Origin of the sequence: Leeuwenhoekiella sp. A16 (assembly GCF_047946675.1) — a bacterium.
In the GTDB taxonomy this organism is placed as follows: Bacteria; Bacteroidota; Bacteroidia; order Flavobacteriales; family Flavobacteriaceae; genus Leeuwenhoekiella.
Genome location: NZ_CP172313.1, coordinates 3,040,500 through 3,061,510 on the forward strand (window position 1 = coordinate 3,040,500; position 21,011 = coordinate 3,061,510).

A 21,011-nucleotide genomic window follows, 5' to 3' on the forward strand; every position below is an offset into this window, starting at 1 on the left:
AGGAATTAAAATGAGTTTATCAACAATAAGTATAAAACGGCCTGTTCTTACAATTGTAATGAATGTGGTGATTATTCTCTTCGGGATAATAGGCTATACGTATCTGGGAGTACGGGAGTTCCCATCTATAGATCCTGCGCAAATTTCTGTAAGTACTAATTATTCTGGTGCAAATGCAGATATTATAGAATCACAGATCACAGAACCGCTGGAAAAAGCGATTAATTCTATTGACGGTATCAGGAATATATCATCTTCAAGTAATCAGGGTTCGAGCAATATAAATATTGAGTTCAACTTAGACAAGAACCTTGAAGAAGCTGCTAACGATGTGCGGGATAAAGTTTCACAGGCCGTGCGTAGTTTACCACAAGATATTGATGCCCCGCCGGTTGTTTCTAAAGCAGATGCAGACTCGCAGTCTATCATGTCTATGACATTGCAGAGTAGCAATAAGAATATTTTAGAACTGTCTGATTATGCAGAGAATGTAATTGCACAGCGCTTGCAAACAATACCGGGTGTAAGTAGTGTACAGATCTGGGGGCAGCGTAAATACGCGATGCGACTTTGGATTGACCCTGTTAAACTGGCTTCGTACGGTTTCACAGTTTCAGAGGTGCGTACTGCGCTTTCTGCTCAAAATGTTGAGCTGCCTTCTGGTAAATTAACAGGTGCAAATACAGAACTTACAGTTAAGACTATTGGTAACCTTTCTACAGAAGAAGAGTTTAATGATATCATAATTCGTGCAGATGATGAAAAAGTTGTGCGTTTTAGTGATATAGGTAAAGCCACGCTCGAGGCGGAAAATATGGAAACCAAGTTAAGCGATTCTGGTAAGCAGATGGTGGCTCTTGCTGTAATTCCGCAGCCGGGAACAAACTATCTTGATATCGCTGATGCTTTTTACAAGCAATATGACCAACTTAAAAAGGATCTGCCCAGTGATTTTAGTCTTAATATCGCAAAAGATGACACCGTTTTTGTTAAAAAGGCAGTAACAGAAGTTGGGGAGACTATTCTTATTTCTATTGTATTAGTGATTCTCGTGATCTTCCTTTTCTTTAGAGACTGGTCTATGGCTTTGCGCCCACTAATTGATATTCCTGTTTCACTTATTGCCACCTTTTTTGTGATGTGGCTTTGTGGTTTCTCAATAAATGTACTTACACTTCTGGCGATAGTGCTTGCCACGGGACTTGTAGTTGATGATGGTATTGTTGTGACCGAAAATATTTATAAGAAAGTAGAGCAGGGCATGTCGCCAATTGAAGCGGCAATTAAAGGTTCTAACGAGATTTTCTTTGCTGTAATATCGATTTCTATCACTTTAGCGGCGGTTTTTCTGCCGGTGATCTTTTTAGAAGGTTTTGTGGGCAGGCTGTTTAGAGAATTTGGTGTTGTAATTGGGGCGGCGGTTCTTATTTCAGCTTTTGTTTCGCTAACGCTAACGCCTATGCTTAACGCTTATCTTATTAAATCTGGTAAACAAAAGAGATCACGATTCTACAATTTCACCGAAAAATACTTTGTACGATTGAATAATGCTTACGCGGATTCTTTAGGCAGTTTTATGAAAAGAAAGTGGATTAGCTTTCCCATTCTTTTATTATGTTTAGGAAGTATTGCTCTTTTCTATAGTCTGCTGAAAAAGGAAACAGCTCCCTATGATGACCGAAGCCTTGTACGCATAAATGTTACTGCACCAGAAGGTTCATCTTATGAATATATGGATCGATTTATGAATGAGCTTACCGTTCTCATCAACGATTCTGTACCAGAGAAACAGGTAAGTCTTATTATAACGTCACCCGGTTTTGGTTCATCCTCGGTTAATAGCGGGCGAGCTGTAATCTGGCTGGATGAACCGGGAGATCGCGATCGCTCGCAAGAAGATATCGCTAATGATCTAACAAGGTGGACGAGTTCTTATGTAAATGCAAAGTCTCATGTTTCGCAAACACCTACAATTTCGGTTAACCGAAGAGGCGGTTTCCCAATTCAGTATATAATTCAGGCTCCTAATTTTGAAAAGCTGGAAGAGAAAATACCTGAGTTTATGGCCGAAGCAGAAAATGATCCCACATTTGCCGGTACAGACGTAAACCTGAAATTCAACAAGCCGGAAATTTATGTAAATATAGATCGGGAAAAAGCGCAAAGTCTTGGTGTTTCTGTACTCGATGTGGCGCAGACATTACAACTTTCGCTAAGCGGGCAAAGATTTGGCTACTTTATGATGAATGGGAAACAGTATGAAGTGATTGGTCAGTTTGACAAAAAAGATCGTGACGAACCTATTGACCTTACTTCTATGTTTGTGAAAAATAAAGACGGTCTTTTAATTCAGCTTGATAATCTTGTTACCACACAGGAGCAAAGTAGTCCCCCGCAATTGTATCACAATAACAGGTACATGTCTGCAACAGTTTCTGCAGGACTTGCACCCGGGAAAAGTATAAGTGATGGTATAGACGCTATGGAGCGAATTAAAGCGAAAGTTCTGGGCGAAAACTTCACAACAGACCTTGGCGGAGAATCGCGCGATTTTGTTGAAAGTAGTTCAAATACCATGTTTGCTTTTGGTTTGGCACTATTACTTATTTTCTTAATTCTCGCAGCACAGTTTGAAAGTTTTATTGATCCCTTTATTATTATTCTCACCGTGCCAATGGCAGTTGCAGGAGCTTTATTTTCGCTGTGGCTCTTTGGTCAATCCTGGAATATTTTTAGTCAGATAGGTACCGTTATGCTAATTGGTCTTGTAACCAAAAACGGAATTCTAATTGTAGAATTTGCCAATCAGTTACGGGAACAAGGTGTGCCTAAAGGTGAAGCCATCATGCGCGCTTCAGAATCAAGATTACGTCCTATTCTTATGACCAGTCTAACGATCGCTCTGGGAGCGTTGCCTATCGCCGTGGCTTTGGGAGCTGCTTCTACCAGTAGAATTGGGATGGGAGTTGTGATTATAGGAGGTACTTTATTTTCGCTATTGCTAACTCTTTTTATAATACCTGCAGTGTATTATATGTGGTCACGGGAGAAGAAACATCGCCCTGAATTTGATAATCTGGAAATCGCTTAATAATGAACAGGAAATCCACTTTTTTCAAATTTTCAATCTTTTTTCTTTTAAGTCTGGTCACCTCTGCACAAGAACTACTTACGGTAGAAGAAGCTGTAAATATTGCGCTTGAGAACAACTACGATATAAAAATCGCCTCAAATGACCTAAAAATCGACCAAACCTCGGCTACTATTGGGAATGCCGGTATGCTGCCTTTTGTAGATGCTACGATTGCAAATTCTAACAGTATTCAAAATAGTGAACAAACGCGATCGAGTGGCGAGGTCATCAATCTCGATAATGCAAAAAACAACAGCCTGAACTACGGTGTAGGTCTAGATTGGACCGTTTTTGATGGCTTTCGCATGTTTGCGCGGTATGACCAACTAAAGGAATTAGAAAAACTAGGGGAGACCCAGTTACAACTTACAGTACTTGCCCGAGTGAGCGATGTGATGGTAACTTATTATGATCTTGTGCAGCAACAGCAGCAACTTTCTGCGCTTGATAGTACGATGGTAATTTCAGAACAACGTTTAAATCTTGCACAAAACAGATTTACAATAGGGAAAGCATCAAAGCTGGAAGTGCTAAATGCACAGGTTGATCTCAATACAGATCAAACAACTTTATTCAGACAAAAAGAGACATTTGCAAATACTAAAATTTCACTTAATCAATTACTCGCACGCGATATAAATATAGATTTTAAAGTAGTGGAAGAGATTGAGGTAGACGATGAATTATTTCTGCCTAATTTGATAGAATTAGCAGAAGAGCAAAATCCTCAGCTCCAGGCGCAACTCATAAATAAACGGGTTGCAGAATTAGAGAAAAAGCAGATAAAAGGGGGCAGATATCCTACGATAGTGGCGACTACCGGTTATAATTTTAGTGAATCTGAATCTAGTTTGGGTTTTACTACAAACGCCAACGCACAGGGGTGGAACTACGGTTTCAGCGCCAGCTTAAATTTGTTTAATGGTTTCTTTCAACGGCGCAACGAGAAGATAGCTAGTATACAGATAGAGAACTCAAATCTGGCTATAGAGCAACAACTGGATAATTTACATGCGCAATTGGGTACTGCATATCAAACTTATTTAACTAATATAAGTCTAATAGAACTCGAGCAGAGAAATGAGGCTATAGCCAAAGAAAACCTCGAGATCACGATGGATAAGTTTAGAATAGGTACGATACCAACTATTGAATTTAGAACCGCGCAGCTTAATTACATAAATGCGATCGTACGTTTCAGCAATGCAAAATTTCAGGCAAAATTATCTGAAATTACTCTGAAGCAATATGCAGGGAATTTGAGTATATAATTACTCATATTCATAAAGTGTAAACCGCTGTATAGTGACATCATCAATAAAAGATCTGATGTGTCTCCCCTGATGTGTTTGATCTCCATTTAGGTGCTGAAAGATATTCCATTTCTCATTATTGAAATTGCCACGTTCCGCTTTTAAAATTCCCACACGGGCATTTGGATTGTTCAAATTCTTAAAGGTGAATGAAACTCCAAATCCTGCATAATAGAATTCGTTATCGCCGGTTTGAATGATTATAGCGCCTGCAGGTTCCCAATCTTCTGCATTTGAGTTGGGTTCCCAGCCTAAATTATAAGTATGGCGTGCAGTAAGTTCATAATCGCCAAGTGTAAAAGTTGTCTGTTTTACCTCTTTATCAAGTAAGATTCCTTCAATTTTATTCTGACCTCGGGCTTTATCTAAAATCGGCTTTATTTGGTTAATTATCGCATAAGTTTCGGCTAATTTTTGCTCTTTTGGAGTAAGATCTTTACCGGGTATTTGCTCTATAGAAAATTGCGAAAACCCCAGAGATTCATAATGCCCAATGGTAAATAAAGCTTTAGCTGCTACCGTATTGTCAAAGCGATGTTCTGGTATAAATAGTGGATTATCCTGACGGGTGAAAAGATCACACCAGTATCTTATGTTGGGGAAATAAAAATCTGGTGCGTAGAAGTCAACGTCTTGTGAAGCCGATTTCCAGATGTCAAGAATATGTGGCAGCGGGCCGGCACTTGGGTATTCGCCTGGTTTAGCACCAGACCGATTAAGTGCTGCATTGACGTACGCCGGAATATTGTATTCTTTCTTTCCGGCTTTAGTAATTTTGTTAGTATAACCAGCGAAATAATATGCCATGAAAATTTCGTCAGTTTGTAAACGCTGACCAAATATTGTTTCCCAATTTCCTTTGGTTTTAAAACCATTTTCCTTCCAAATTTTAGAAAATTCGGGATTGAGATTTTTCCTGTTTTTAACCAGATAATCAATCAATTCTGCCGGTACTTCTTCATTGAATTTGGTGTTAGCCAGCTTACTATGATCTCTTGCAGAAGGCAGCATCCCGATCTCATTTTCCGGCTGCATCATTATAACTGTTTGCTGTTGAGAATCGATTTCTTGTATGTGCTGCATCAACTGCTGATATGCTTTTAAATCTGCAGCTAAATTATTTTCTGAAAAAGGTGTCAATATCTCCTGACTTTCACCTGATGCACTTTTTGCACGGGGAAATCTCTTTTGATCTAATTTAACCCAGGCTGGAACGTGACTGGACATGCTGTTTTTCCAGGCCCCAAACCAAAGAAATACAATTTTAAGATTATGCGCTCTGACTTCATTTATTAAATCATCAACTAACTGAAAATCAAATTTTCCCTCTTGCGGTTCAAGCAACTCCCAATAAACAGGAATTAAAACCGTATTGAGGTGAAGATCTTCCAGCCGTTGCCACACAGACTGCATAGATTCAATAGTTGAGCCGGTAGAATTTCCCAGTTCGCCACCCAGAATTAGAAACGGTTTATTATTTACAATTAATTGATATTTATCACCTACTTTCTCTATATGCGGAATTTCCTGACCATAAATAAATTGATTGTGGCTAAACCAAAAAATTGTTACGAGTAAGAGGAATTTTTCTGCTGTGGTCATTGAGATATAACGTTTGCAGAAAGATAGAAGTTTTTTGAGAGATGCTTTTGATTTAACTCTAATTACCAAAATTTAAATAATCGAGTTGTTAGTTTGTGATACCAGTAATCTTTTCCATTGGTAATAAGGGAAGATTTGAGGTGTGGTGCATTTTACGCAATATTTCTTGCTGTTGAAATAGTACTGTTTTTAAATGCTTAACAAACAATTTCTTAGGAAATTTTTAATCTGATTTTAATAAATTTTAGTAAGATCCTATTCTAACTTTAATTTATATGAAGTCGGGGAATATATAAAGAAGGTAAAGACATGAAAGTAAGAGGCTATGTTTTAGGTGGAGCAGTATTAGGTGGTTTAATTACCTTAGGGATGTTGCGCAAACAAAAAAGATATTTTGAACTAGGCGGCCGGGTGGTTTTGGTGACAGGGGGAACCAGAGGATTGGGTTTGGTTATGGCACGACAGCTAGCAGAAGCAGGTGCGCGGGTAGCAATTTGTGGTCGCGATACAAGTGAACTTGATGAAGCTTCGCGACAGTTGGCCGAATTATCTTCAGATTTTCTCTGCATTCAATGTGATGTAACTAAGAAAAATGAAGTGCAGGAAATGATATATCAAATTCGCCAGCAATGGGGAGAGGTGGAAGTTCTTATCAATAATGCCGGGATTATACAGGTGGGACCTATGGAAAATATGCAGCAAGAGGATTATCAAAAGGCTTTAGATGTATTTTTTTGGGGAGCATTTAATCTTGTTCAGGAAGTTTTACCAGGCATGAAAACCGCCAGAGTGGGTCGCATCGTTAATATTACTTCAATTAATGCTAAAGTTAGCTTTCCCCATTTGCTTCCTTATACCGTAGGTAAATATGCCTTGGCAGGCTTTTCCGAAGGAATGACTGCAGAACTTTCCCGCTCCGGCATACGGGTTACTTCGGTTTATCCTGGTCTTATGAGAACAGGTAGCCCCAGGAATATTGATGTTAAAGCTCAGCATGAAAAAGAATACGCCTGGTTTAAAATATCAGATTCCCTGCCCGGTCTTTCGATGAGTGCAGAAAAGGCTGCAGCTAAAATTATAGAAGCTATGCAATACGGCAGTAAAACCCTTGCGCTAGGCTTACCAACAAAAATTGCCATGGCTATTGGAGGCATAGCACCTGGGCTTAATATAAGTTTATTTGAATTAGCAAATAGACTTTTGCCAAATCCTGTAAGTTCAGGTTCTAATTTACGTAAAGGATATGAGAGTGAATCTGATATTACAAATTCGGTTCTAACTAAAAAGACAGAAGAAGCCGAAGAAAAAAACAACCAACTACAAAAATCTTAGTCTATGTTAAGAATATTTTTGTCAAGTATAGTAGGAACCAGTTTAATGACCGTCTATAGCTACTGGAAAGCAAAAAAGCATCGTGAACAGTTTGAAGAACCGGTATTGCTGGGTAAGCTGGTAAGGAGAACCATCCCTCAGAAAATCACTCCACAATCCTCAAATATTGCCGGATGGATAATACATTATACCATAGGTGGTCTCTTTAATGTAGCGTATGATCAATTATGGAAAAAATCTTCTCTTAAACCAGGAGCGGTAAACGGTTTCCTATTGGGAGCTCCCAGCGGCCTGCTTGGTATGGCTGCCTGGGCTATCTTACTACACGTTCATTCAAATCCTCCCCACACGCATCTGGAAAAGCATCTGAAGCAATTATTTACTGCGCATCTCATTTTTGGTATTTCTTCAGCAATGACCTACCGTCTGCTACAGAAGTCAAAAAACAGGATGAAAGAATAGTTTTTTGAGCTTTACTAGCATCTGCATGTGGTAATTCTTTTTGTTTAGACAGGAGCTAATCGCCTATAAAACATCAACTGGTCTTTTATTTTACAGATAACAGAAGGTGTTGATATTTAACCCGTTCTTAACTGGAATACAAGGAGCATTTTTATAAGTTCAGTTATTATAAATCTGAAAAAATTATAACTATGAAATTGAAAGCACTTTTTCTGAATTGCACTTTGAAAAAATCACCTGAAACTTCTAATACGGAAGCCTTTATAAAAAATGCTGAAAAGATATTTAAAGAACTTGATGTTGAAACTGAAAGCATTAGGGTAGTAGATCATAAGGTAAGTTTTGGTAATACTTCAGATGAAGGCAACGGTGACGGTTGGCCCAAAATTCTGAAAAAAGTAAAAGCAGCCGATATGCTGATTATAGCAACTCCCCTCTGGAGAGGCGACCGCGGTTCTGTGGCTAAAATGGTTAATGAACGCTTTGATGGTATTGTGCAGGAAGGAAATGATGAGAACGGCCAGTATCCCACCTATAATAAAGTAGGTGGTGTTATGGTAGATGGAAATGAAGATGGAGCTAAAAAGGCAATATCCAGTATTGTATTCGATCTTTCAGAACATGGATTTACTATCCCTGTTAACGCTTTTTGTTATTATGTGGGTAAGGCGGGACCAGGACCCAGCTATATTGAGGCAGAAGGAGACAAGCATGAATTTACAAATAATATGATGCTGCTTATGGTGCATAATATGGTTCATCTCGCTAAGACACTAAAAGAGAATCCCTATCCTACGCAGGTAAAGGATATTAAAGAAAGAGCTGAAAAAATGAGTGAATAAAAATATTAAGCTTGACTTATTATTTTTTATGGTTTCGCTTTAAAGTCAATACTGATCTTCCACGGGGAAATCAGTATTGTTTTTTGCTCTCAGTTTTCGAGGAAGAAGGGATAATATAACACAAAATCGGCTTGCTATTTATACTTAAATTTCTTGCATGCCCAGGGGTAGTAATAAAGAAAGAAAACTAAAACCATCGCTCGCTCTGCTCGTCTAACTTTTTATTCCGAAAGAATTTTGATTTCATATACCTCGTAGAGTTCATCATCATACTTGACGATTTTTTCCTTGAGATATTTTATGATTTTTTCTTTCAGGAAATTGTCGCTAATGGAAGCATCTTTTTTAATAACTGTAGCCGAGTATCTAACTACGGGCAGGTTATCAATTTTTTCTCCTGTGAAATTAACGGTTTCCTCTATAGGATATATTTCATCCATTTGCATTAAATGTTGCTGAACATCTTCGGTAAGTTCTGTATTCATACTGGCTTTTCTAAGAAATGGCGGATCTGCAAATTGCCAAATACCTAATCCTATAAAGAGTACCACAGCGGCAATATTAGAACTTGTAGTGATTTTTTTATTTCCACCATAAAATCGAACCCCTTTTGTGTTCACCTTACCGTAATATCTAAAAACCAAAGTAGCGGAAAGATGTATCCCTACCAGTTGTAGAATTATTCTAAAAACACTGCTCAATATCACATCCCAATTCCATAAATACAGTCCGCATCCTAATAATCCTACCGGTGGGGCGAGAGAGGCGGCTACAAGTATTCCTACGGCGGCACCTGAAACCAGGCTGTCCCTTTCTGACTGGCATATATTTATGCCTCCTGCAAATCCGGAAATTAAAGGAAGCATAATAGCCACTTTTGATACATGACTTACTTCTATCATGAGTGGAGTCATGATTTGTAAAGAAAAAATAACGGAGAGCAAAAAACTAATAATGATCCCGGTAGTGATTGCCAGGAAATAGCGGTTTAGGCTATTTTTTAAAAGATTTTTGTTTCCGGAAGCCGTTGCCAGTGCAGAATTCATCGCAGGTCCTGCAAAAGGAGCAACCAACATGGCAGCAACAAGCAGGTAAACTGTGGTGGTATAAAGACCAATCCATACAATGATACCTGCGGCAATGGAATAACCGATCAGCCCGAAATACGAACCTACGCTTTGTATGCCTGCCAGATAAATTTCAAGGGCGCTTTTAGGTCTTACATCGGCTACCTGTTCCGGTGTTTCTGATGCAGGTGGATAAAAAGGAATTATGCCACGGGGATTTAGCGAGATCTCTATATCTTCTATTTCATCTATCTTACTAATAAAATCATTCACTTTATCGTTTGGAAAATGAGTGATGAAATTATCTTTTTTATTCGAATTAAAATGAATAGTCACCTTGCCCTTGCATTCTTCTATAGCTTCGTTTATTTCTGACTTATGACCTTCTGGTATTTTTAGAATTAACTGCCTCATTTGAAATTAATGGATTCTTAATTATAAGAATTTAATTTTCCTGAAGATAATCAGAGTATTATGTTGAAAGCGTTAAATGAAAGATAAATAGTCTTAAAACTGCAATAACATCAATTTGAGCTAAATGTTTTTTTAAATAAAATTTGACCTTTTAAGAGTTCTTGTATATATGGAACAAAAGCTATGCGATTACCGTTACAATCCATATCCCATAGTCCACAATTTGAAAAGCTTGTTAAATCATCCCAATCAGGACGGTCTATTACAGGATAAATACACATGCCCCTCAGATCAACACCTAAATTAATTGCTTTTAAACACTCTGTCACAACTTCTTTAAGCCACAATACTCTTAATGATCCAAAATGTCCGGTTTCAGCAAGAAGAATGGGTAAATTATAACGTTTTTGTGCAGTTAATAATAGTTCAGAAAGGGGGGTTAAACTTCCATTTAAATCAGGCCAGGGTAGAATTTCATTATTTTGTTTCCATTGATTATTATAATAATAGTTAAACCCGAGCATATCTAATAGAGATTCGTTTCCTCCAAGTTCCGGGCATTCTCTTCCCATTATTATATCCATTGCCTGGAACTGAAAATTATTAATCTTAGCCACTTCTGTAAGCTCAACATTGTCATAAGCCGGATGCACTTTTACAAGAGGTTCTATGGCAAGTATGACTGTATCAGTTAAAATAGCTCTAATAGCTTTAATTCCTAAAATTGCTGCTCTACATAAGTGGTATTTAATATCCCATCCTGAATTTACAGCAAATGGCACTGTACCTCGCATATCTCCAGAATGCCATGATAAAAAGCTTATTTCATTAAATGGAACAAGCCAAAGAGCTTGTTGGGAGTTTTCATAGTAGAATATAGTAAACTGTTCACAAAAAGCTACAAAACGGTCAATAAATTGAGGGTGTGTGGGAAACAAACCATCCGGATATCCGAAATGGCAAAGATCCCATATAATTTGTATATCTAAACATGAAGCCGCTTTTAAAAAGCTTTTTACTTCTGTAAAATCAAACTTATAAGGGGCGACTTCAACAGAACTCCAGCAAACACCTTCCCGCACCACATTTATTCCGATATTTTTTAAAGCTTTGTAATCCTCAAAAACTTTGATATGGTGTAATGTTTCTTTTTGAAGATTAATACGGACCCCTGATCTGTTTATATGATCTGCACATTCAAACCCACCCATAAAAAAACTTTTTAATGTCAAATTATTCTGCATGTTGCGGGACATTTTTTTTCTGGAGTGTTTTAAAAAGATCTAAAGCATTTTTAAAGGCCTGATCCATATTGAAATATTTATAATTGGCAAGTCTCCCCACAAAATGTATGTTGGGGTGTTTTGCGGCTTCCTCTTTATATTTTTTATAGATTTCCTGGTTCTTAGTATTTAAGACAGGATAATATGGTTCTCCTTCATCTGTAGTATATTCTTTTACAATTGTAGTTTTCTTGCTTAATTGATTACCAAAGTGTTTATATTCTATAATTCTGGTATAATCTACCTCCATACCGGGATAATTTATAACTGAATTTTCCTGAAAAAATTCTTTGTTTATCGTTTCGGAAACAAAATTGATTGAACGGTACTCCAGTTTTTCTACAAGGCTGTGCTTAAACTCAAAAAAGCGGTCTATGGGACCGGTATAAAATATTTTTTCAAAAGATGGAAGTTGTTGTTTAATATCAAAGTAATCAGTTTCCAGCCGTATAGTTATATTAGGATGCTTCAAAATATTTTCAAACATTTTAGTATATCCACCCTTCGGCAGGGCTTGATATGTGTCACTAAAATACCGATTGTCTGTATTTGTTCTAACCGGAATTCTGTCTAGAACAGAGGCGTCAAGTTCTTCCGGATACTTATCCCATTGTTTCTTCGTGTAATGTCTAAACATTTTTTCATAAAGCGTATTTCCAACCTTGTTTAACACGGCTTCTTTACCATTTTTAGGATATTCTATCTTTACACGGTTTTCTTCCAGCCATTGTTCCATCTCTTCACTATTCTTTAGTTGCAGATTGAACAATGTGTTAACTGTGTCTCTATTGACAGGTATTGGGACTAATTGATCTTCTACTTTTGCAAGCACAGTATGCTCCCAAGCATACCACTGAGCAAATCTATTTACATACTGCCATACTTCCTTTTCATTGGTATGGAATAGGTGAGCTCCATATTTTGAGACTAAAATGCCATTATCGTCTATAAAATCATAACAATTACCTGCTATATGATCTCTTTTCTCTATAATTAAAACCTTTTTACCATTAGCTGCATATCTTTCAGCTAAAACAGCCCCAGATATACCAGCTCCTATAATTAATATTTTATGGCTCATTCTACTCGTTCCTTCATTATTTGTAACATTTTTTGTGTGGTGGCGTCCCAGGATGTTTGCTTTAGAATAGATTCATAGGCTGACTTATTTATTTTTATTTCACTGCTTGATATTTTAATAATAGCTTGTGAAAATTCATAAGCATTAGTAACGATTTCAATTACCTGGGAGTAATCTCTTGTAACGTCTTTTATGGGTGTAGAAATAATAGGCTTACCCGCTGCCATATATTCCAATGTTTTAGTTGGACTTATAAATTCAGTAGCTTCATTTAAGGCAAACGGCATCATTGAAATATCAATATGCTTTAAATAAAATGGTAAATCATCATAACTTTTCATTCCTAAATAATGAATGTTATGTGCTCTTGGAAGGTCACCTTCATCTATTTTTGCCAGAGGGCCTATCATAATAAATGAAATCTTAGGTAATGCTAAAGCTGTTTCATGAATCAAATTTAAATTTATACGCTCATCTATAACGCCTATATAGCCAACTATGGGTTTAGGAATTGCAGCTAGATCTAAGGGAATTTTAGAATAGGTACTTGATTGTTTAAAATGTGCAACATCAACTGAACTTGGAAAGCAGTAAACATTGGGTGAAAGCTTCGATTTTGCTTCATAGAGAGATTTTCCTCCGGTAAATACCAAATCTGCCTTTTTAATAAGAAATTCTTCTTGAACTCTCAACTGCTGGGAAGCCCCTTTAAACTGAGACAGTTCATCCATACAATCGTAGATCATGGTATTAGCATTTATATAGGGTGTCAACTCTACAAAGGCAGCTGAATAAAACCAGACAATATCAATACTCTGTAGATTTAATTCTTTTAAAACATGTTGTATATGGGCTATACTTTCAACTTTAGGTCGAACAAGGGTAAGGCTGGAAGATATATTCTCTAATTCATAATTGCCATTACCACCTATAGCTATTGGTTCTTCTATAACGATTATATTATAATCTTGAGATAACCTGCTCAAAATATGCTGAGGACGCTGATATACAAAATTCCAGCGTAGATGAGAAAATACGATAATATCATATTGAGCAGTTAATTTATGGGTGGTAGTAGTAGATGAATTTTTTTGTGCTACAGAGGCGTTATTATTCATGTGATATAATTTAAAGTAATTAAAAATATATCAGAATAATATCTAAGATTAACGCTTTAGAAACAAAAACTATCGTAATTGAAATTTTAAAGGTTAAAGATGAAGAAATATTGAAAATCAAGATCAAGCATAGAATTTTGTGGCTTATAAACTTGATATCCGGAGCAGTTGCATTTAAAGCGCTTATGCCAAAAGATGCTATTGTAAGGAGCAGAAAACTAGTAATGCAATATTACAGGCACGTACTACATATTCCTGATGAGATAATTGGCTAGAATATTTTTGTTGAAAGGGTTAGAACTTCACATACCTTTTGTTAGGGCTTATTGTTTTTAGTGAGTAACAATGTTTTCGCATAATTTTGATAATTTTCATCTCCTTCGTATGCCTCTTCCAAAGTTTTTTCTAATTTTTCTTGAACTTCACTAATATCTAAGTTTTTGATATAAAGTAAAGCAGTTTCGTATCCAGAAATTTGAAAATGCGTTATTTGTAAGATTTTAGATATAATTCCTACATCCATCAAGAAACCTTTCGAAAAATCAGAATATAATTCATGAGTGTCCATAAGCAGACCTCGTATAATATTTCCATCCTTTATCGCAATTTTTAAATGCAAGAGCTCTCCAATATCTTCCAGCCTGACTTTCTGTTCTTGCGTTTCTATAGCGAAATTTTTTATATGCTCTTTTAATTTAGTATCTGTTACATAATCGAGCATTTCTGCTAGAGCATCTAAAATCAATAATTCAGAATTGTATAAATTTTGTAACTGTTTTTCTAAAAGGTCCAGCATTATTTTCATATAGGTTTTAAAAATTGTAGAGTATAAAGAATGAAATTTGATAGTTTGGCCGTATTAATACTTAAGAAATTGAGTAATAGTTTTTACATAAACTAAAAAAGGGAAACTTTAAATTTCCCTTTTGATCATTTAGATAAGGTAGGCTAATATTGAAGCTTTGCTTATTTATAGGTCCCTTTGATTAATTTGTTTATAGGCTAAAGTTCATATTTATAAATTAATGTGATTATCTCTATAAATAGTAAAATGTACCATATAAGTTATTTTAACTATAATTAATAGTTCACGATTCACTTTTATAATCATTAAGAATATAAAAATTATTATAGCTTAGTGTACGAAATATAAAATGCCAAAAGGCATAGTAAAATGGTATTATAGAAAGGACCTTGTTTTGAGAAATGCTTTAAGCATATTTTTATGGTTTCCTGAATCGGGTAATCCATGCCCTGTATAGGAGTCATGTATTCTTTTAGTAATTCTGGAGTATCGTAATATTTATCATCTGATAGTGTACGAGTTTCATAACTATCATAAGCCCCATGGGCGATTTCTTTTCCCACTTTTTGTATAATATCTTTATGTCTTGTATCACATTCAATTTTGGTGTATAAGGGCAGTAATATTTTTTTGTCTCCCTCCAATACCTGTAAAAAATTACCTTCGGAATAGAGCAATATACCCTTCAAACCTTCTTTGAGATTATAGTGTAGTGTTTTATTCATTACATCTTTAAGATCAGAATTTTGAAGTTCTTGAGAAGCAGTGCTTACATAACAAATAGCATATTTCATAGCTTGTGGTTGTTCTAATTAAGGAAGTATGGTATCTTCTAAATTAGATAATGGAATACATAAATTTCTGAATTATGTGTTAAATGAACATCTAGAATATGGAGAGGTCAGATTTTTCATTTAATCTATCGTATTGATATAATGAAGTCTAACTTTTAAAAAGAAGCCGCTTGAATTCCAGTAATGTTGAGATTTTTTTTTTGAGCAGTTCAATTCTAATATCTTAAAACCAGAGGTGAACATTATGATTACCTCTCCCGGTTTGATCATTTGAGTTCTGTATTCTTAAGGCTTTCAATATCTCTTTGTGTTTTATTATTTACTTTCCAATACAATATATTCGGTTGCTTTGTTTATAGGCCTTCCTGAAGATTGAGGTGTAATATAGGTACAAACCCGTTTCCAACATCTCAAAATAAATCATAAAATATTATCAAATATTTAATCTTTGGTGAGCTCACTAGTAATTTCTCCATTTTCTTAGAAAAGTTTAAAGGTGTAGGTGGGAAGATTTAGAGAATTGAGTAAATAAGCATATTGACCTAGTAAATCAGAGATAGAACCATTTTTATCATATAGCCAATTATGGGAAGGGTTTTGTTTAATTATACTTATATTTAATATAATCTTAGAACAATAGTAGAGATTTATTTTTTAATATTGCATTGTGAGACGAACTAAAAATATAGTAGATATTTTTCCAAAACACCTATTTTGGGATATGGATTATAGTAAACTTGATCTTCAACAAGATAAGGATATTATTATTCCGAGGGCACTATTTGCTACTACTGAACAAACGTTTCAGAAAGATATTCTAAAATTAGAAAATCTTTATTCTCAAAAGCAAATCCTCAAATATCTTAAAAACACTAAGGAACGTATTAGTAATAGAGTATGTCATATGGTATCCAATAGATATCATATTGAGGAATTTTCTAGATTTAAGCACTAAGATGGGGGCAGTTGACCCTAAATTAATTTCACTGTTAAAAGAATTACAAGCTCTTCCTTCCCTTTCAGAATTTGTATTAGCCGGTGGTACCAATTTGGCATTACGCTATAATCATAGAAAATCTATTGATATAGATTTAATATCAAATGAAGTTATAGGTAAGATTGGTTTTGAAAAGATTATCGAAGAAATAACCTCTAAATATGGTGATCATGCTACCTTAATTCCTATGAATGAGGATTTAAGCGAACAATTTATTTTTCTTCGCGCCTTTATTCCCACAGATGATTTAATAATAAAAGTGGAAATCTTGCAAAACATCCAATATTTATTTGATGTAGAAACTCAGGATAGTATTCGTTTGCTTTCTAGCAAGGACGTTGGCCTTTTAAAACTGATGAGTGCCTCCAACCGGTTTGCTAAAAAGGATATCTATGATCTGGATTATATCACCGATGATATTGATATAGTTGAGCTCTTTGATAATTTTAAACAAAAAAGTGAAATCTATAATAAACCAAAATATAAATGTTTATTCGACCTGGACGATGAGGAAAGTCCAATCGATAACTTAGATCTCCTTTTAGCATTCGATAGAAATAGAAAAGAACCAGGTAAAGTATTCCATTCTCATGACCGTATCGACGTAGTAGAAGGCAGCAAAAGCTGGGCTTTAGCGCGAATAAACTGGAGATCAAAGCTCAGAAAATTATATAAATCAGAAAATAAAAATTTCCCCAATTTGGCATCATTTATTACTTAGGGAAATATAGCTCACCCGTTAAAGAAATAATTTTTACTTATTTGAATCTTTAATGATACTCATTCATCTATTTCCAGAATTTCAACTATGGGGTATAATTACTCTTTGGTCAGTTTTTTTAATCCCTCCAGAGGGTTTAATTCCCCGAGGCTTGCCTCGAATAGAAAATGAATTTTTCAATTCATACCTCGTGGGCTTGCCCCGAGGTTGTTGATTCGGGTCTGGTAGGCCTGCAAATAGTTTCTTTTTGTTTTCTCGTCTAAAAAGGAAGCCATAGTAAGCGTATTTACCTGATCGGAACCTTTGAGCATGGAAGCTATGATCGTATTAAACTGCTTCGAGGAAAGGCCTACCTGTTCGGACAGGACTTTAAACTGTCCGGCGACATGGGTTTGGGCTAGCTGGGCCGGTAGTAGACCGTCCAAAGCAAAATCACTATCCTCAATATGAATACGTGTATTGAGGAGGTCATAAGCAGGACTTAAGCGATGATCTCCCATAGGTGTTTCTATAATAGCAAAATTCTTCAGGTGGGCATCACCGTTAGAAAATAAATAGTTGAATAAGAGAATTTTAAATAATTTGGGTGTTTCCACGCGGTAGGCGGGAAGGTATTTCTTCATCAGTTCAAATAATTCCAGGTAATTCCCTTCATATTTATAATGGTCCCCATGGGTCTGTGGGGTTTTACCGGCCAGTGAAGCAAAATCCTCTTTGGCCTTTTTACTACCACCTAACTGTACATCAAATCGTTTGGTGATGTAGGCCGGGTTTCCTTTTTTAAAAAAGATCAGCGCATTCTCTGCGGTCTCGATCCCGTATACCTGCCGAGCGATCTGCATGGTCAAATGCTCATTGGCCGGCATCTGGTCCCTTTTTTTCCCGGAATTAGGAATTGGTTTTAGAATATGAGTGCCCCGTTCTCCTTTTTTGATCAGACGTAGCTTATTCTTTTCCAGTACTATTGAAAATTTTTCCTGGACGCCTGATATGGAAATCCGCTTTTGATTTTCTTCAAATAACTTATCCGTAGGAGCACCCGAATTTGGAGCTTCATAGGGAAGGATGTGGGATACCTTGCGTCCATCAAATACCCGTTTAAGGCTGGTTCGGCTATAGGTATCAAAACCTGGGGCCAGGGTACCGGGACAATGCGTAAGCTTTGGTATCATATCGAGGCCTTAAGTTTTTTAACCGTGATGGCCCCAATGGTATCATAGCGGGCCGTCGCCATAAGGATGCCAAAATAGTCATCAGTATCCAAGCGTTCTGCCTGGCAAACTTTTTGTCGATTCGTCCCTTCCGGAATCATATTATAAAAAAACGGAAATAAATACTGGGAATGGTATTCCTGTTGGGACCGGGGTAAGGTCAGACTAATAGAAACATTGTCCACATCAGCCAGCCAGCAGTCTAAATAACGGAAGGTAAAACTACTGTCATCATGCTGCTGGAGCACCCCAGCTTCGGTCCCTTTGTATAAAATAGCGGCTTGTCTCATTTAAGCTATATTTTCTTAACCTGGAGGGTGATCTCCAGACCTAATACATCGGTTATTTTTTGTATCGATTGTAATGTGGGATTGGCCTGTCCGGTCTCGATCTTATACAAAGTAACAATCCCAATATCGGCCATCTCAGCTAATTGTTCCTGGGTGATGCGCATGTGCTCCCGTCGCTGTTGAATTAACTTTCCGATGTTTACAATTGCTTCCATTTTTAGATGTTAAAATCCACAATATAATGAGGATTTTGGTTTTATATTAATTTCCTGACTCAAAAATACATTAAAATCCATACTTTAATGAGTATTTTGATTTTTTTTAGTAACATTATATACAAAATATACTATGATCCACACTTTAGTGAGGGTTTTTGGGATTTTTTGGGTGGTGTTAGCAGAAATGAATAGCTGAAATAGGAAGGAAATAGTGTTCGATAAAGATCGTAGATTTTTTAAAAGCAATAGAGAGAAATAATTGTCTTCCTAGGCTGAGTAACCCATAGGCCACTATTATGATAGCTGAAACCTTTCTGTTAATATTCCTGATCTATAAGAATGTAGTAGCTCCTTGAGATCTTCAATAAAATCTTTTACTTGATCTCCGTCTTTAATGTCAGAAACTTTCAATGGCTTATCAGAGTAAGAATAAAGGGTTATACTGGACTCTATGTCTATTTCCTCTTCAATGGCTTTTACTTTAGATTCAAAGGGCAGGTGTGCTATGATTCTTTTACCTTTATCATCAAAAATGAGTGTGTAGCCGGCTATTCCAGTTTGTTCTTGATAGGCTTTTGCAAATCCGCCGTCAATCACAATGAGCTTGCCGTCTGCTTTAATAGGGCTTTCTCCTTTTTTCACTTCTACCGGTACATGACCGTTGATAATAATAGATTTTTCAGGATCCATTCCAAAGTCCTGCATGATTTTCAAGGAGGTTTCAGGAACATCCCTATAGCGGTAGTACTGGCTTTTCGTTTCCTTATGAACTGTAATGTCCTTAATAAAGTATCTTTCAAAGGTGGTCATTTTGTCTTTTCCGAAAAGGGGAGAATCCGGCCCGGCCCAAAGGTACCACATCATGTCTACCGCCAGCTCATTTTCTGCAGTGTCCTTAATTCCCGAAAAGGCTTCCCGGGTAAGTTTCTCGAGAAAATCCATATAAGCCTTTCCTTTCAGTTTTTTCCCCAGCATCTCTACATATGCAAGATCCCCGTTTTCATCTATTGGAATAGAACCATGAAACAGCAGGCAACCATTAACAATGTGGTACATAGATCCTTTTTCAAATAAAAACTTTACGTGATTTTGAAGCCGACCGCTTTGTTGAAAGGATTCTGAAAGTTTTATGACCAGGTCTTCCTCTTCTTTAGAGAGTTTTGTGGGGTTTTTTGGATCAATAGTGGGAAACCAGGTGTCTTTAAGTGCGTATTCTTTACCATCTAAACGTATGCTGCCCTGGGAGAGATCCATATGTTCCAGCATTTTTCTGTGGGTCATCTTAAACTCTGGTCGTCGGTCTATAAGTTGTTCCTCAAGTTTAAATTGTATGATGCTAATCGCCTTGTGCATGATCCTGTTGAGCCACTGTTCGCTTTCATTCAGCAAATCCTCGGGTTTAATTTTAGGATTAAAGATCAGACTTTTATCTTCTTTATAATGTTCCAAGGCGAAAGAGGCAAGGTGAATAAGATTTATTCCGTAGCCTTTCTCAAGGGTGCTTGTATTTCCATACCTAAGGGAAAGTCTTATCACATTGGCCATACAGGCAAGTGAGCCGGAAGCTGCTCCCATCCATACCATATCGTGGTTCCCCCACTGTATGTCTACGGAATGATATTCGATGAGGCTGTCCATCACTTCCTCGGCACCGGGCCCCCGGTCGAATATATCGCCGATCACATGTATTTTGGAAATTGCAAGGCGCTGTATAAATTCAGAAAGGGCCATGATAAGTTTATCACATTCTCCAATTTCAATTACGGTATCTAAAAGTTTCTTGTGATACTTACTTTTAGCTTCACCGGCAATTTCGCACTGCAGTAGTTCAGCAATAATTAATCCATAATCCCGGGACAAGAGCCGGTCGATCTTTCTTTTCGTATAAATAGAGGTAAAATCATTAGCAACCCGCACGAGCCTTTTTACTAAAATTTTATAGAAATAATCCAGGTCTTCACTTTCCTTTTTTATCTTGTCCAGTTTCTCTGAGGGATAATAGATCAATGCCGCCAGACTCCGAAGATCCGTTTCATTCAATTCATTCCCAAAAAGTTCCACTATCTTTTCCCGGATCAGCCCCGAACCATTTCTTAACATGTGCTTGAATGGCTCGTGTTCCCCGTGAATATCGCTTATAAAGAGCTCTGAACTTTTGGGAAGAGACAAAAGTGCTTCCAGCAGAATAATCTCTTTCCCTACCTGGGCGGCGTTGGGAAATTGATTGGACAATAATTTCAGGTACTTTGGATCATTTTTCATAGCCTCAATTGCGCGTCTAGTGATAATTTTATCTAAGTTAAAGATTTTGAATCCCTCCAGAGGGTT

Annotated in this window: 18 protein-coding genes; 7 read left to right on the forward strand and 11 right to left on the reverse strand. The window is 36.7% G+C overall.

The window, feature by feature from the left end; all coding sequences use genetic code 11:
• Nucleotides 1-10 precede the first annotated feature (10 nt).
• A complete protein-coding gene (locus tag ACH3O9_RS13285) occupies nucleotides 11-3,091 on the forward strand; it encodes an efflux RND transporter permease subunit (protein ID WP_416441227.1) in 3,081 nt (1,026 codons plus the stop codon).
• 2 nt (nucleotides 3,092-3,093) lie between these two features.
• Complete coding sequence (locus ACH3O9_RS13290; protein ID WP_416441229.1) at nucleotides 3,094-4,404, forward strand: TolC family protein; 1,311 nt, start codon at nucleotides 3,094-3,096, stop codon at nucleotides 4,402-4,404.
• Here the strand turns inward: ACH3O9_RS13290 and ACH3O9_RS13295 are convergent, their stop codons facing one another.
• Nucleotides 4,405-6,048 carry a DUF5597 domain-containing protein gene (locus ACH3O9_RS13295; protein WP_416441231.1) on the reverse strand — a complete coding sequence of 548 codons (1,644 nt, stop codon included), beginning with the start codon at nucleotides 6,046-6,048 and terminating at the stop codon, nucleotides 4,405-4,407.
• 309 nt (nucleotides 6,049-6,357) lie between these two features.
• Between ACH3O9_RS13295 and ACH3O9_RS13300 the strand changes: the two genes are divergently transcribed.
• The 3 genes from ACH3O9_RS13300 (at nucleotide 6,358) to ACH3O9_RS13310 (ending at nucleotide 8,684) form a co-directional block, all read left to right on the forward strand.
• Nucleotides 6,358-7,380 carry an SDR family NAD(P)-dependent oxidoreductase gene (locus ACH3O9_RS13300; RefSeq protein ID WP_416441233.1) on the forward strand — a complete coding sequence of 341 codons (1,023 nt, stop codon included), beginning with the start codon at nucleotides 6,358-6,360 and terminating at the stop codon, nucleotides 7,378-7,380.
• A 3-nt stretch (nucleotides 7,381-7,383) separates the two neighbouring features.
• Nucleotides 7,384-7,842 carry a hypothetical protein gene (locus tag ACH3O9_RS13305; protein WP_416441235.1) on the forward strand — a complete coding sequence of 153 codons (459 nt, stop codon included), beginning with the start codon at nucleotides 7,384-7,386 and terminating at the stop codon, nucleotides 7,840-7,842.
• A 191-nt stretch (nucleotides 7,843-8,033) separates the two neighbouring features.
• A complete protein-coding gene (locus tag ACH3O9_RS13310) occupies nucleotides 8,034-8,684 on the forward strand; it encodes a flavodoxin family protein (protein ID WP_416441237.1) in 651 nt (216 codons plus the stop codon).
• 221 nt (nucleotides 8,685-8,905) lie between these two features.
• On the opposite strand, the gene ACH3O9_RS13315 is transcribed toward ACH3O9_RS13310, so the two are convergent.
• From ACH3O9_RS13315 to ACH3O9_RS13340, 6 genes are all read right to left on the reverse strand, one after another.
• Nucleotides 8,906-10,165, reverse strand: a complete 1,260-nt coding sequence (locus tag ACH3O9_RS13315; protein ID WP_416441239.1) for a DUF389 domain-containing protein — start codon at nucleotides 10,163-10,165, stop codon at nucleotides 8,906-8,908.
• 110 nt (nucleotides 10,166-10,275) lie between these two features.
• The gene (locus tag ACH3O9_RS13320) at nucleotides 10,276-11,409 is read right to left on the reverse strand and encodes a hypothetical protein (protein ID WP_416441241.1); all 1,134 of its coding nucleotides are present in this window, start codon (nucleotides 11,407-11,409) and stop codon (nucleotides 10,276-10,278) included.
• Nucleotides 11,399-12,529 (reverse strand): UDP-galactopyranose mutase, encoded by a 1,131-nt coding sequence (glf, locus tag ACH3O9_RS13325; RefSeq protein WP_416441243.1) that lies wholly within the window; start codon nucleotides 12,527-12,529, stop codon nucleotides 11,399-11,401. The genes ACH3O9_RS13320 and glf overlap by 11 nt, the downstream gene beginning before the upstream one ends.
• Nucleotides 12,526-13,647, reverse strand: coding sequence for a glycosyltransferase (locus tag ACH3O9_RS13330; protein ID WP_416441245.1), 1,122 nt, complete (start codon nucleotides 13,645-13,647; stop codon nucleotides 12,526-12,528). The genes glf and ACH3O9_RS13330 overlap by 4 nt, the downstream gene beginning before the upstream one ends.
• Before the next feature lie 316 nt (nucleotides 13,648-13,963).
• Nucleotides 13,964-14,452, reverse strand: coding sequence for a ferritin-like domain-containing protein (locus ACH3O9_RS13335; protein WP_416441247.1), 489 nt, complete (start codon nucleotides 14,450-14,452; stop codon nucleotides 13,964-13,966).
• A 323-nt stretch (nucleotides 14,453-14,775) separates the two neighbouring features.
• Nucleotides 14,776-15,246 (reverse strand): BLUF domain-containing protein, encoded by a 471-nt coding sequence (locus tag ACH3O9_RS13340; protein ID WP_416441249.1) that lies wholly within the window; start codon nucleotides 15,244-15,246, stop codon nucleotides 14,776-14,778.
• Nucleotides 15,247-15,913: 667 nt separating this feature from the next.
• Here ACH3O9_RS13340 and ACH3O9_RS13345 point away from each other — a divergent pair.
• Nucleotides 15,914-16,201, forward strand: a complete 288-nt coding sequence (locus ACH3O9_RS13345; protein WP_416441251.1) for a DUF6922 domain-containing protein — start codon at nucleotides 15,914-15,916, stop codon at nucleotides 16,199-16,201.
• A 1-nt stretch (nucleotide 16,202) separates the two neighbouring features.
• Nucleotides 16,203-16,964: a nucleotidyl transferase AbiEii/AbiGii toxin family protein gene (locus tag ACH3O9_RS13350; protein WP_416441253.1), complete on the forward strand. Its 762-nt coding sequence runs from the start codon at nucleotides 16,203-16,205 to the stop codon at nucleotides 16,962-16,964.
• Between the two features lie 176 nt (nucleotides 16,965-17,140).
• Here ACH3O9_RS13350 and ACH3O9_RS13355 read toward each other — a convergent pair whose 3' ends face one another.
• The 4 genes from ACH3O9_RS13355 to ACH3O9_RS13370 form a co-directional block, all read right to left on the reverse strand.
• The gene (locus ACH3O9_RS13355; RefSeq protein ID WP_416441255.1) at nucleotides 17,141-18,136 is read right to left on the reverse strand and encodes a type II toxin-antitoxin system HipA family toxin; all 996 of its coding nucleotides are present in this window, start codon (nucleotides 18,134-18,136) and stop codon (nucleotides 17,141-17,143) included.
• A complete protein-coding gene (locus ACH3O9_RS13360) occupies nucleotides 18,133-18,465 on the reverse strand; it encodes a HipA N-terminal domain-containing protein (protein WP_416441257.1) in 333 nt (110 codons plus the stop codon). Before ACH3O9_RS13360 ends, ACH3O9_RS13355 begins: the two co-directional genes overlap by 4 nt.
• Nucleotides 18,466-18,470: 5 nt before the next feature.
• Entirely contained in the window at nucleotides 18,471-18,680 is a 210-nt protein-coding gene (locus ACH3O9_RS13365; RefSeq protein ID WP_416441259.1) for a helix-turn-helix domain-containing protein, read from the reverse strand.
• A 297-nt stretch (nucleotides 18,681-18,977) separates the two neighbouring features.
• Nucleotides 18,978-20,945 carry a fructose-1,6-bisphosphatase gene (locus tag ACH3O9_RS13370; protein ID WP_416441261.1) on the reverse strand — a complete coding sequence of 656 codons (1,968 nt, stop codon included), beginning with the start codon at nucleotides 20,943-20,945 and terminating at the stop codon, nucleotides 18,978-18,980.
• Nucleotides 20,946-21,011: the final 66 nt, after the last annotated feature.

Bases quoted from the DNA above. Each gene is read 5' to 3' on its own strand.
- ACH3O9_RS13295 (WP_416441231.1), bottom strand. From the start codon at position 6,048: ATGACCACAGCAGAAAAATTCCTCTTACTCGTAACAATTTTTTGGTTT.
- ACH3O9_RS13360 (WP_416441257.1), bottom strand. From the start codon at position 18,465: ATGAGACAAGCCGCTATTTTATACAAAGGGACCGAAGCTGGGGTGCTC.
- ACH3O9_RS13370 (WP_416441261.1), bottom strand. From the start codon at position 20,945: ATGAAAAATGATCCAAAGTACCTGAAATTATTGTCCAATCAATTTCCC.
- ACH3O9_RS13335 (WP_416441247.1), bottom strand. From the start codon at position 14,452: ATGAAAATAATGCTGGACCTTTTAGAAAAACAGTTACAAAATTTATAC.
- ACH3O9_RS13305 (WP_416441235.1), top strand. From the start codon at position 7,384: ATGTTAAGAATATTTTTGTCAAGTATAGTAGGAACCAGTTTAATGACC.
- ACH3O9_RS13310 (WP_416441237.1), top strand. From the start codon at position 8,034: ATGAAATTGAAAGCACTTTTTCTGAATTGCACTTTGAAAAAATCACCT.
- ACH3O9_RS13365 (WP_416441259.1), bottom strand. From the start codon at position 18,680: ATGGAAGCAATTGTAAACATCGGAAAGTTAATTCAACAGCGACGGGAG.
- ACH3O9_RS13330 (WP_416441245.1), bottom strand. From the start codon at position 13,647: ATGAATAATAACGCCTCTGTAGCACAAAAAAATTCATCTACTACTACC.
- ACH3O9_RS13300 (WP_416441233.1), top strand. From the start codon at position 6,358: ATGAAAGTAAGAGGCTATGTTTTAGGTGGAGCAGTATTAGGTGGTTTA.
- ACH3O9_RS13350 (WP_416441253.1), top strand. From the start codon at position 16,203: ATGGGGGCAGTTGACCCTAAATTAATTTCACTGTTAAAAGAATTACAA.
- glf (WP_416441243.1), bottom strand. From the start codon at position 12,529: ATGAGCCATAAAATATTAATTATAGGAGCTGGTATATCTGGGGCTGTT.
- ACH3O9_RS13285 (WP_416441227.1), top strand. From the start codon at position 11: ATGAGTTTATCAACAATAAGTATAAAACGGCCTGTTCTTACAATTGTA.
- ACH3O9_RS13320 (WP_416441241.1), bottom strand. From the start codon at position 11,409: ATGCAGAATAATTTGACATTAAAAAGTTTTTTTATGGGTGGGTTTGAA.
- ACH3O9_RS13290 (WP_416441229.1), top strand. From the start codon at position 3,094: ATGAACAGGAAATCCACTTTTTTCAAATTTTCAATCTTTTTTCTTTTA.
- ACH3O9_RS13340 (WP_416441249.1), bottom strand. From the start codon at position 15,246: ATGAAATATGCTATTTGTTATGTAAGCACTGCTTCTCAAGAACTTCAA.
- ACH3O9_RS13315 (WP_416441239.1), bottom strand. From the start codon at position 10,165: ATGAGGCAGTTAATTCTAAAAATACCAGAAGGTCATAAGTCAGAAATA.
- ACH3O9_RS13355 (WP_416441255.1), bottom strand. From the start codon at position 18,136: ATGATACCAAAGCTTACGCATTGTCCCGGTACCCTGGCCCCAGGTTTT.